This is a genomic window from Helicobacter sp., from assembly GCF_017502485.1.
Classification (GTDB): domain Bacteria; phylum Campylobacterota; class Campylobacteria; order Campylobacterales; family Helicobacteraceae; genus Helicobacter_B.
In genome coordinates, this window is record NZ_JAFVUX010000024.1 from 1 (window position 1) to 12,193 (window position 12,193).

The 12,193-nt window shown below is 43.8% G+C and carries 11 protein-coding genes; 5 read left to right on the plus strand and 6 right to left on the minus strand.

What is annotated here, in order from left to right:
- From IKB69_RS05285 to IKB69_RS05295, 3 genes are all read right to left on the minus strand, one after another.
- On the minus strand, positions 1–205 hold a 205-nt coding region (locus IKB69_RS05285; RefSeq protein ID WP_290946888.1), incomplete at its 3' end, for a hypothetical protein.
- Between the two features lie 54 nt (positions 206–259).
- Entirely contained in the window at positions 260–793 is a 534-nt protein-coding gene (locus tag IKB69_RS05290) for a DUF308 domain-containing protein (RefSeq protein WP_290946890.1), read from the minus strand.
- Between the two features lie 53 nt (positions 794–846).
- Positions 847–1,440, minus strand: a complete 594-nt coding sequence (locus tag IKB69_RS05295; protein ID WP_290946891.1) for a hemerythrin family protein — start codon at positions 1,438–1,440, stop codon at positions 847–849.
- Positions 1,441–1,576: 136 nt separating this feature from the next.
- On the opposite strand from IKB69_RS05295, the gene bioB reads away from it, so the two are divergent.
- Genes bioB through IKB69_RS05310 form a run of 3 tightly spaced genes read left to right on the plus strand, consistent with a single transcriptional unit; the run spans position 1,577 to position 3,835 of the window.
- A complete protein-coding gene (gene bioB / locus IKB69_RS05300) occupies positions 1,577–2,527 on the plus strand; it encodes a biotin synthase BioB (RefSeq protein WP_290946893.1) in 951 nt (316 codons plus the stop codon).
- Between the two features lie 60 nt (positions 2,528–2,587).
- Entirely contained in the window at positions 2,588–3,079 is a 492-nt protein-coding gene (locus IKB69_RS05305; protein WP_290946896.1) for an NAD(P)H-dependent oxidoreductase, read from the plus strand.
- A 3-nt stretch (positions 3,080–3,082) separates the two neighbouring features.
- The gene (locus IKB69_RS05310) at positions 3,083–3,835 is read left to right on the plus strand and encodes a TSUP family transporter (RefSeq protein WP_290946898.1); all 753 of its coding nucleotides are present in this window, start codon (positions 3,083–3,085) and stop codon (positions 3,833–3,835) included.
- Between the two features lie 945 nt (positions 3,836–4,780).
- Here the strand turns inward: IKB69_RS05310 and IKB69_RS05315 are convergent.
- Complete coding sequence (locus IKB69_RS05315; protein ID WP_290946901.1) at positions 4,781–6,565, minus strand: ATP-binding protein; 1,785 nt, start codon at positions 6,563–6,565, stop codon at positions 4,781–4,783.
- Between the two features lie 128 nt (positions 6,566–6,693).
- On the opposite strand from IKB69_RS05315, the gene ilvC reads away from it, so the two are divergent.
- Entirely contained in the window at positions 6,694–7,719 is a 1,026-nt protein-coding gene (ilvC, locus tag IKB69_RS05320) for a ketol-acid reductoisomerase (protein WP_290946903.1), read from the plus strand.
- Here the strand turns inward: ilvC and IKB69_RS05325 are convergent.
- Both IKB69_RS05325 and IKB69_RS05330 read right to left on the minus strand, forming a co-directional pair.
- A complete protein-coding gene (locus IKB69_RS05325; protein WP_290946905.1) occupies positions 7,716–8,321 on the minus strand; it encodes a YigZ family protein in 606 nt (201 codons plus the stop codon). The genes ilvC and IKB69_RS05325 overlap by 4 nt on opposite strands.
- Complete coding sequence (locus IKB69_RS05330) at positions 8,322–10,457, minus strand: menaquinone biosynthesis decarboxylase (RefSeq protein WP_290947001.1); 2,136 nt, start codon at positions 10,455–10,457, stop codon at positions 8,322–8,324.
- Positions 10,458–10,692: 235 nt separating this feature from the next.
- On the opposite strand from IKB69_RS05330, the gene IKB69_RS05335 reads away from it, so the two are divergent.
- Positions 10,693–11,847: a hypothetical protein gene (locus IKB69_RS05335; RefSeq protein WP_290946907.1), complete on the plus strand. Its 1,155-nt coding sequence runs from the start codon at positions 10,693–10,695 to the stop codon at positions 11,845–11,847.
- The last annotated feature ends 346 nt before the right edge of the window (positions 11,848–12,193 follow it).

Below are 12,193 nucleotides of genomic sequence, written 5' to 3' on the forward strand. Positions count from 1 at the left end.
CTAAGAAGCTTTGCTCAAAGACAAGTAGTTTTGTAAGAGCAGGTTTAAGCTCAAGCAAATCACGCAAAATTGTATGCAGTAAAATCCTGTAAATATGCGAAGAAGCCGTACTTTTATTGGGGGTAAAAAATGCATAGGAAAATAGCTCTTCTATCCCCATAGCCTTAGGCATAAGTCCTTGGGGCAAACTGGCATAAAAACTCATTACAGCCCTTTGCGTAGAGAATACAAAGAGCCTAGAATCTAGCGCGTGCATTACCTAGCGACCAAAAAGCGTGCGCGCGCTCCACCACCCAAGCAATGAAGCGACACCAAATAGCACGATAAACAAAGAAATCATAATCCCTATGGCGATCTCTCCAATAGCAGGGAATGCGATAAAAATCATCGATACAACAATGTTAAGCATACCAAGCAGTAGTACTACCCAAAATGCGCCCGTATGGATCTGCTTAAGATCAAAAGCATAAACAAACGCCAGCACTCCGCGAAACATCGCCAAAAATGCGACAAAATACACAATCGCAGTAGAGGTAGATTCTACCCCCATACTAAAGAAAATTGTCGCTAGTAGGAGATTAAAAATCCCAGAAAACAGCAAGGCTTTCGCGCCGGCAAACTCCTTAATATGGAAATAATACAAAATATCAGCCACACCACCCACGCACAAAAATATCGGGAGTAAAAATGCTAAGCTCGCCACTACTTCTAATGGTGTAAAGCAGCCTACCCCACCACCGATAATAATCATCACACTAAAAAGTACCCAAATAATCGAGCCAACCACTTGCATTTGCATCCTTTCACTTTAAGGTAATTAGATAGCTACGCGCTTGCACACTGCTCCTACAGCTGCATATCCTGGATAAAAGTAATTTTGGCATTACACTTCTTGCAGTAGTAAGTCTGCCCTCCTAGAATCTTTTGATGAATAGTCTCAAGCACGCGGAATGACTCCCTGCAATCACACTTGTAAAAATGTCCAATCTCCATCTTCTCCTGCACCATAGCATCTGCATCTGCACTACCTTCAAGAAATTGAGCATTTTTATACTCTTCATACCAACGCTCGATCTTCATATCTTCTTTCATAATATGCTCAACCAGCCAATCACGCGCGATAATAGCAAGCTTTTGCTTGAAATCGTATTTGGTATTTTGGATAAGATCAGTTACGCGCTCTATCATATCTTTGTGGATTTCTATATGTGCTGAGAGATTGGGGTAGCCGATTTTCTCCATATAGGCTTCCTCGTCGCGAAAGTGGAACTTCATATAGTCAAAGAGTTCCATTAAAATCGCTTTAATTTCATTGGAATCCACTTGCTTGTGGATTAGTATCGCCGCTTGCTTAGCAAGCTTAAAAAGCTGTTGATGTTGCTTATCAATATGCCCATTATGGACACTATACTGGTCGTCCCACTCAGGAATAAACATCATAACCTCTTAGGATTTTTCCACTAATTATACTAAATGAAATAAAAATATACTAGGCAAAATCCAAGCACAGGGTAAAATCTCAAAACTTCGCTATAATGCGCACCTTTATACTTTGCCAAGTCTTGAAGGAGCAGTGATGTGCTACACTTTTGAAGAAGCTAAAGAGATTTTCTACCAGCCCTTTATGGAGCTACTCGCAAAAGCCCATAGCGTACATACGCAACACTTCTGTCCAAACACAATTCAAACAAGCACCCTGCTTAGTGTAAAAACTGGGGCTTGCACGGAAAACTGCAGCTATTGTGCCCAAAGTGCGCACTACTCCACTGACACAAAACCACAAAAAATGCTTGATAAGCACAGCATCATCGCTCTAGCCAAAAAGGCGAAAGAAGCCGGAAGCTCAAGGTTTTGTATGGGGGCTTCAGGGCGTAGTCCTAGTCAAGCAGAGCTAGAAGAGATTTGTGAAAGTATAGAAGAGATCAAAAAGTTAGGATTGGAGACTTGCGTAACACTAGGGCTTCTCTCTAAAGCAAATGCTAGAAAACTTAAAGATGCAGGGCTTGATTTCTACAACCACAACATCGACACTTCCAAGGAGCATTACTCCCGAGTCATCTCTACACGCACTTTTGAAGATCGACTTAACACCATTGCCAATGTGCGTGAGGCAGGGCTTAAAATCTGTGTAGGGGGGATATTGGGTATGGGGGAGAGTAATGATGATAGAATCAATATGCTACTCCTACTTGCCAATCTCCCAACCCCACCAGAATCTGTACCCATCAATCAGCTTGTAAAAATCCCAGGCACACCTCTAGATAACGCCCCAGAAGTTGATAAATTTGATTTTGTCCGCACTATCGCACTTGCTAGAATCCTTATGCCTACTTCCTATATCCGCCTATCAGCTGGCAGAAAAGCAATGAGTGAAGAACTGCAAGCTTTATGCTTTTTCGCCGGGGCAAACTCTGTCTTTTATGGCGACAAGCTACTCACCACTAGTAACGCTGCTCCCGGAAGCGATGAGCTACTTTTTTCAAAGCTCAATTCACAAAAAAAGCCATTTTTAGAAATGAAAGCCTAGGTCCTACTGGCTTCTAGATTATGCTACAATGGCTAATCTATAACAACTAAGGAGTTTTTTATGCAAACACTACTGATTATCTCACATACATTTTGGGAAGATTCTAAGGTCAATAAAGCACTGCTAGAATCTGCCAAGTCTCTCCCCAATCTCACTGCCCACAATCTCAATGTGGAGTATCCAAGTGGCGCAATCAATGTCGCCAAAGAAGTGGAGTTGCTCACAAAAGCGCAGAAAATCATTTTCCAATTTCCGCTGTTTTGGTTTAGTACTCCTGCTCTTATGAAAGAGTGGCAAGATCGCGTTTTGACACATATTCTATATGGGAAGACCCCAAAGCTTTTACACGGCAAGAGCTTCCAAGTCATCACAACGCTTGGTGGTAGCAAGGATAGCTATGATGGACACCACGGATATAACCTAGAGACGATCCTAACACCACTTACAAGCACCTTTAGGTATTGTGGCTGCGAGATTCTGGAGCCTTATGCGATCTTTAGTGCGAAGGTGGATTCTCTACCCATACAGGAGTATCTCTCACATTTAGGCTAGGCTATGGAGCTAGATTCTAGCTGGTATCTCATACTCTTTATCGCCTCTATCATTGGTGGGCTAGTAGGCTCGCTCTCTGGTGGTGCCGGTATGGTAACTATGCCCCTACTTTTGCTTAGTGGCATAAGTCCCCTGCAAGCCCTAGCGACAAACAAGCTTCAAGCCTGTGTAGGCTCTTTGACAAGCGCGACACGCTACTATCAAAGTGGCTTGGTTGATTTAAAGCAGAGTCGCGCGCTTATTGCCATCTCAGTGGTATTCGCTAGTCTTGGCGCACTTAGCGTGCAGTTTGTATCCCTAGATTTTTTAGCAAAAGCACTGCCGTTTGTGATGATAGGACTTGGAACCTACTTTTTACTCTCACCAAACATCAACAATGAAGATCGCGCGCACTCTAGCGAACCCCATCTCTATGGTTCTTGCGCGCTAGCTAGCGTCTATGGAGGATTTATGGGGGTTGGGATTGGCTCATTTATCTTAGCTATCCTTGTGGCAGTTGCTGGCTATGGACTTAGCAAGGCTTTGGCGCACTCTCGTTGGATAGTCTTTAGTATCAATCTCTCTTCTACGGCATTTTTCTTACTAGGCGGGCAGATATTGTGGATTCTAGGGACTATAATGTGTGTAGGGCAAATGATTGGCGCAAGCCTAGGGGCAAAACTTGCTATCAAGCACGGGAGCAAGATTATCCGCCCAGCAGTGATTGTGCTATGCTTTGCTATCTCTACACAGCTACTTATCAACGAGTTTTTCTAAAAGCCCTTGCTAGAATCTAAGATTCTAGCCAAAAGTGCATCCTAGCACTTGCATTGATACTGATGAGTAGTGGTTCTCGCTGCTTGGTGTATGGTATGCTTGGCTTAGTTGGTTGTGGGCTAAAAAGAGTCCAATGATTAGTCTATCTGGCACACCTTACAAAACGCGTGTCGCACCTTCATAAATATTGTCCCACTCAAGGCTAGATTCCTAGCTCCTACTTTGATAAGCCCTGCTTTTGCTATGTTGTAGTTATTCTTTGGAGGAGTTCCAAGCACCATCTTATGCTATTTATCTTCCCATACTTGCTGGTCTATATTATTACTAAACTCACAGCTTGCCCCTTGTATCAATGGTATAAAAGGCTTGATTTTTGTCCTTACAATGCTCTATATCTTTTCTACTACGATTGATATCAAGTCGTGCCAGCCCTTCAGTCCTTTTACATATCTAAAGCCCCTTGTCCAAAGATTCTTCTTCGCTATCATCGATGGATGATATTATAAGGAAGTGTAACCTTTGCCACTTAGCGATTGTTTTACCGCAATACCGTGCAGGTCGCTATCGCCTTCCTCGCACCAATGGCAATGCTAGAGCTATGTGAATGTCGTACTACTCTAATCTGCTAGAAATGCCATTGATTAGCTCCGCATCTTTATCAGCTAAGCTCGGGGATTTATACTAAAAGCAGAATCTATCACGACAAAATTTGCGCCACTGCCATCTATGCCTAGATTTTCCTTAATAAGCTTCCAAAATTTTCAAGGATATACAGCAAGGTCGCTAGCACTCAATATAAGATGTAAGCAGCACAATACTCACATTATTACACACTTTTCATCATAAATCCCTTGAGTTTTTGGGAGATTCTAATCAAAAAGCCTTCATCTAGTGCGAAACACATAGTTATCGCTAATTATCTGCATACCCAGCCCGCACGCTCTCCTAGAGCACTTGAAAGCCTACGCTTTTTTGCCCATCAAAGCCACCCTTTTGCTCTTTGGCAATCATTTGCACAAAGTCTGCTTCTTTAAACACAGGCTCCTTCTGTGCAGCGACTTTGTAGGCAGTATTTTTCACTACTAGAGCGATTTGCGCCCCGCTTAGATCATAGTGCGCAAGCTTTTTAGCAAGCTTTTTAACATTATAACCCCGCTCATAAAGAGCATTTCTAGGCAGGAACTTCTCCCACAACGCCACGCGCATAGTAGAGTCTGGGCGTTTAAACTCAATCTTATGGTCAAATCTCCTAGAAAACGCACTATCAATACTCTCTACAAGGTTGGTTGTCGCCACAAGTACCCCGGGAAATCGCTCAATTTGCTCTAGAAATATATTTTGCATTTGGTTGTGCATTTTCTCTGCGCCACTGGTTGCGTGCATACGCGCACTTAGAAACTGATCTGCTTCATCTAGGAGCAATATGGGCGGGTTTTTGCTCTTTTGCGCAATGTCTTTGTAAGTGTCAAAAATCTTGCGCACATTTTTTTCTGACTCGCCCACATACATTGAGAGAATCTTACTGCAATCAAAGTGTAGAATCTGTTTTTTTAACGCCTTAGCTATTGCCTGCGCACTCAGTGTTTTGCCTGTGCCAGCCGCCCCATAGAAAAGGATCTTTGCTTGCACACCTTTATGCTTATCAATAATGCCCCACTCCCTTAGGCGTGCCACTACATTAGAATCTACTTGCTGCAAGATGGATTCTAATGTAGTGCGTGTGGCACTTGGCAAGATTACTTCAGTAAGACTAACACTAGGTGTAAGTAGCTCAAAAATATCTTGCTCAAGTAGCTCGGTAGCTAGATTCTGTTTGCTTCTACTTTTCTTTGGGGTTTTAATCAGCTTACGCAGCAGCTCTTCTGGGATAAAAAATGTCCGCACAATCCCACCAAATGGGTTAAGCATCTCACCATAATCAAGTAAACCCTTTTCTACAAGGGTGGATTTCTCATCGAGCAAGGCGCGATTTTGGATTTTCTCATACTCATTATGACTCACGAGATCAATGAGATTATTCATATCGCGGTAGTAGCCATCACCGCCATAATACTCCTCCTTTAGCAAAGCGAAAAATATAATTTCTTCTTTTGTACTTAGGTGGTGGTCTTTTAGTAGTTTGTGTGCTGGAATCTCGCTTTTGCTACGCTCTAGACGCGCTTGTATGCGCTCTTCTACCGAGCGGATTTGGCTAGAGATTTTGGCACTTTTTTTCCCACACAAGCTAGCAAGTAGTCCAATGCGCAAAAATTGATCTGTCAAATATTCTAAATGATCTGTATAAGGTGTGTTTGATGGGACTTCTTGCTGTATAGTGCCATCTTCTAGTAGGCGATGAAAGCTTGATGATAAGCTTACTTCAAGTGGTAACAGCTCAAGCAATGCCATATCCTTACCCATCTCTCTATCGCGCAAGAAAGAAAAACCTACAGCATTGATCCAACCAGAATCTAGTAGCGACTTTATCGCGCCCAAATGCTCTGCAAGCGCGATTTTATTGCTACACTCTTGCTTGCTCCAATCTTTCAAGCCCTTTATCTTTATCACATTTGTAGATTTGCCAAATGCTGCATCAAGCACATCAAGCACGCGCTCTTCACTCTGCCCATCAAGAGCTGCTAACACCAAGTAGCGCAGAATCTCTGCTTCTTTCTTGGTGCATTTTAGGTGGGGATAGATGAGCGTTTTTGTAGCATCTGCTTGGGAGAGAAAGTCCTTAAGATAGCGCATACAAGTCCTTAAAAATTAGCGATTATACAAAACTAGAGCTTAAACATCTTAAAAAAATTGTAAGCATATTTGGCTACAATCACGCCACACACGCGGGCGCGCGATCATTAAATTTAAGGAGCTGAATAATGGCATTACAGGTATATTACGATAAAGATTGCGATTTAGGACTTATCCAAAGAAAAAAGGTAGCCGTCATTGGCTTTGGGAGTCAGGGGCATGCACACGCGGAAAACTTGCGAGATTCAGGCGTGGAAGTCATCATCGGGCTATATAAGGGTGGCTCTAGCTGGGCTAAGGCTGAAGCAAAAGGCTTTAGGGTACTAGAAGTAGGGGCGGCGACGAAAGAAGCTGATGTGATTATGATTCTAATCCCAGATGAGTTACAAGCTGATGTATTTGCCAAAGATATTAAGCCAAATTTAAGTGAAGATAAAATCATTGCCTTTGGACACGGCTTTAATATCCATTTTGGGCAGATTGTAGCCCCAAAGGGTGTAGGCGTGATAATGATCGCTCCAAAAGCCCCGGGACACACGGTTAGAAGCGAGTTTATAAAAGGTGGTGGAATCCCAGATTTGATCGCTGTTGAGCAGGATACTAGCAGGGGCGATGCAAAAGCAATTGCTTTAAGCTATGCAAGTGCTATTGGTGGAGGCAGAAGTGGGATTATAGAAACCACTTTTAAAGATGAGACAGAAACAGATCTTTTTGGCGAGCAAGCAGTGCTTTGCGGTGGGATAAGTAGCCTTGTAAAAGCGGGGTTTGAAACTTTGGTCGAAGCGGGATACCCTGAAGAAATGGCGTATTTTGAGTGTTTGCACGAGCTAAAATTAATTGTAGATTTAATCTATGAGGGCGGACTTGCAAATATGCGATACTCCATCTCAAATACTGCAGAATACGGCGATATGGTAAGCGGACCACGCGTCATTAATGCAGAATCTAAAAAGGCGATGAAAGAAATTCTAAGGGATATACAAGAAGGTCGCTTTGCAAAAGACTTTATTTTGGAGCGAAAAGCAGGATATGCAAGAATGAATGCAGAGAGAAAGAATCTCGCAAATCACCCCATTGAAAAAGTAGGTAGACGACTAAGGTCCATGATGCCTTGGATTTCTGCAAATAAACTTGTGGATAAGGACAAGAATTAACATCCGCTTTTGCAAATAGATTCTAGCTTTTGTAATGCTTCCATATTTCCTTGTATATGGAGCATTACGCTATTAGCTTCAAATTCTTCCCTACACACTCTAAGCCCTAGTTTTTTAATACGATAGTGCGTAGCGCGTAACTCGCTGTATCTCACACGCACCACTCTCTCCCAACACTCTACATAAGGCACGATCACGCCTAAGTTCTTAGCAGATTCTAGGGCTTGCTGCGTAGCCTTAGTATAAGCGCGCACAAGCCCGCCTACCCCTAGCTTCACTCCGCCAAAAAATCGCACTACTACAATGCCACACTCAATCATCTCCCACCCACGCAAGACATTAAGCACAGGCACACCAGAGCTACCTTTAGGCTCGCCATCATCACTACTGCGCTCTACAATCTGCCCCCCTTGATACGCACGAAACGCATAGACAAAATGCACCGCCTTTGGGTACATAGCCCTAAGCGAGCTCAAGGTAGAATCTAGCTCGCTACTACACAGCACAAAACCCAGAAATTTCGAACCCTTGCACTCATACACCGCACTAGGTTCTAAACTAGATTCTAGCTTAGAGCAAGAATCCTTATTGATTGTCTGCATTTAGCGCGTGGCTGGTGAGCCACAGATATGGAAGCGATGCAGCAACTCTTCATCAATACTAAAGCCCTTTTGCCTAAGTCCATCAATTACTGCTACTGAGCAGTCTGTCTCTTTGGGCCAAGCCCTTGGGTGTGCTGAGCTTTGTAGCTTATCCCTTGCATCGATAAATACTTGCTCCCCTTGAATCAATACATCACGCTTAGCATCGATATTATTGACAATACGCCACACAAGCATATAGGGATTATCTAAATCATTTTTCCAAGAATCCACCAAAATAGCGATTTTCATCATCTCGCCTATACCACTACACGCACGCGCGAAAGTATCCAAACTCACAGCAGAGCCAGCTTGAGCAGAATCCACTTTTTCACATAAAGATTCTGGATCGCTTTGGAAACTATGCTTCGCTTGTTTGGTATTTTTAGATTCTAGCTCTGCTTGCTCGCGGTAGAATTTTTGAGATAAAAATGGGGCTTTGCAAGGTGAGTCAAGAGAGTCGCCTTGAGTGGTGATAGCTGCAGACTCACCAGCATTAGCCGATGCTTCTTTAGGATCGCCATTGTTAGCCAAAACAAGCAAAGCAGTGCAAGGCGTAGTCACAGCAGGCTCCTTTGGCAAAAACCCAACGCGCGGTCGCTCACCCAAGCCCAAATCCCCCAAGCCAACAATAGCGACACGCACTCTAGCCCCAGCCCCATACTGCCGCACAACCTCCACACTAGAATCCACAGCCCTAAGCCTAGCGAGTAGCTCGCAATCACTCACCACCCTCATCTGCTCTGTTAGCTCCTTGTCTGCCACATCTAGCCCTAGCTTACCTCCATAGGCATACTCTGGGCTTGCGTGATCAAGCGCATCACACACGCCCTCGCTTACTACAAGCCCCTTCACACTAAAGCGATCTAGCACATACTTTAGCATCGCAGGATAGTCGCTTAAATCTGGGGCATCTGCACCCACAAATATCGCGTGCTTGACAAAACTCATTTGCCCTACCCCCCAAAATGCGTGCATAAGCTGGCGCGCGTGCCCCGGGTATTGCGGAGCAAGCTTAGCTAGGATTAGATTATGAAATACGCCATTTTCTGGCATATTGTAGTCGAGTAGTCCGTGCGCACTTGTCTGCAAAAGTGGCAGAAACACTCTCTCCGTTAAATAGCCCATATATTTGTCTTCTAGTGGTGGCTTACCCACAATAGTCGCTGGGTAAATAGGCTGAGATTTATGCGTGATAGCAGTGATCTCTAGCACAGGATATGGCTCAATAGGCGTATAAAATCCCGTATGATCGCCAAATGGTCCTTCATCTTTTAGGCGTGTAGTATCGACATAACCTTCTATGATTATATCCACACCAGCTGGCACGCTCAAAGGGTTTGTGAGACAGCGCACCACTTCCACGCGCTTATCTTTAATCACTCCATAGAGCATAAGCTCATATGCGCCATGTGGCAGTGGAGCTTGCGCGCACCAAGTATAGAGCGGATCACCACCAAGCGCGATAGTTACAGGCATTTTCTCTCCGGCCCTCTTATACTCGTGGAAAAAGTGTGTAGAGTCTTTATGTATCTGCCAGTGTAGCCCTAGCTCATTGTGGGAATGCACCTGTAAGCGATAAAGTCCTAGATTTTTCTTGCTCCCATCTAGGCTTTGGGTATAGACCTGCCCCATTGTGATAAATGGCGCACTATCACTCTCCCAAGTGGTCAAAATCGGTAGCTTATACAAATCTACCTTCTCACCCAAATATCGCACTTCTTGCGCACGAGACTTGCCCACATATTTTGGGATAGCAAAGCGTAGCACACTATATCGCCTAAGCGCATTGAGCAAGCCCTTTAACCCCTTAGGTGGGGCGAGATTGAGCAGATCTTTGATCCTAGAGGCGATTACTTCTGGGGACTTGGTGGCGATAAGTTCCACACGCTTAAAAGAGCCAAAGATATTCATTAGCACAGGCATTGCGCAGGGCTTCTCTCCGCGCATAGGTCTTGTAAAAAGCAATGCCCTGCCACCATTTGCTCGCTTTGCCTCGATGTAGGCAAGCTGAGGGATCTCTAGGTAAATATCTAGCGGTGTATCGATGACCTCTAGCTCATTATGCTCGCGTAAGAGTGCGATTGTCGCTTCCATTTCTTCCATAGGTGATGATGCCTTTGCGCGTAAATTGACACATTGTAGCACATCGTAGCTTAGGGTAAAGCTCAAGTAAGGCAAGCAAGACTAGTTTAAGGAAGCAAAAAATTTTAAACAGATTGTAACAATATTACAAATTTTTTACACATTTTGTGTGAATTTTTTTAGAAAAATATTTATACTACTTCTAAGCCAGCTATGCTGAAGCTTGTAATAAACACAAAGGAGTTTTATGAAAAGTTTAAATAAACTAGTCCTAGTGAGCAGCGCACTAAGTGTCGCACTCTCTCAAATGTCTGCATATAAGGTAGTCGATGAAGGCAATAAAGTGATTGACATCTATGGATCGGCTAGGGGCTATGTGGGCTTTGGTGGTAATGCAAATGTGACCGGAAATACATTCAATGATCCTTCTGGTAGCGCACTCTTTGGCTTACAAAGCAATTCGCGCGTAGGGATAAAAGCCAAGATAAATAACCTTGATGCCAATGTCGAACTCGCCTTACAAGAAGAAAGTCGTTATGGCTATTTTAGACATATGTGGGGGTCTTATACATTTGGCTCTGCTGGGACCCTACTCTTTGGTAAGGCAAACACACCATCAGTGCCAAAGACACTCTTCTCCTCTGATACAGCCAATATCGATCAAGGGCATGTAGGCTTCGGGGGGCTACGCACTGCAAGCCGCAAGGTGCAGATCTCCTACTCTATCGCAGGAGCTACTATCGCACTTGTCGATGACACAGAAGATGTAGATGCTGCTAGTAAACGGAATGGAAAAATCCCACGCATTGCTGCTGGCTACTATCTACAAAACGAAGACAAAACTCTAGATTTCCAAGTCGGTGGTACTTATAAATACTACAATAAAGGATACGATCAAAACCCAGGTTCTCAGCATCGCTTTGATGATGTGCAGAATAAGGGCAGTGGCTCTGCATTCCATATCTTTGCTGCGATTAAATCCCAAACTATGGACAAAAAGCTCTACTTCTCTGGTATGTTCAACTATGGTATGAATGCCGATCTTTATCGCGAGCAAAGGACAAGTATAAACTTGGGTAGCTACAAGCATGAAGAGATCTATAGGAAAGACCCAAGAGCTAATGTTCATCGTGCCGGTATCTATGCAGAGAGTGGCTATAAGATTAGCGACACACTAAGCGGTGTGCTAGGGCTAGGCTATCAGCTATCGTTTAGCCGAACTCTCAACACAGGCGACGAAGCACATACTTTTATGGCGATGGCACAGCTTCCTGTCAAGCTTGAAAAAAGCCTAACAATAACTCCACAAATCGGCTACTATGGTGCGGCAGGAGAATTGGAGAATCACGGGCAACAACAGCATAGTATATTGGCATTTGTCCGACTACGATACGACTTCTAAGACTCTCTTAAAACTCTAGCGCGCTCCGCGCTAGAGCCTGTGCAACTTTAACTCCATTACAACACAAAGCTTCTTTATAAAATCCTAGAGCTCATATTCACACTAGAATCTAAGTCTGCAAGAAATGCGAAGTCTTTTTGATAGAGAAAATAACACTCAATAATCTCTTGGAGGCACAATGGAAACAGGATCAAATGCTTGTGTGGTAGCTTGGTAGCTGTGAGACTTAGCATAAGTGTCTAGAACCAGAAGCGCTAGCACGCTAAAATAGCCTAGTATCCACACAATTAGCGCGTGTGAAAATCGATATTGCAAATCTTGTGGGCGATTAAAGCGCGCCTTGCAA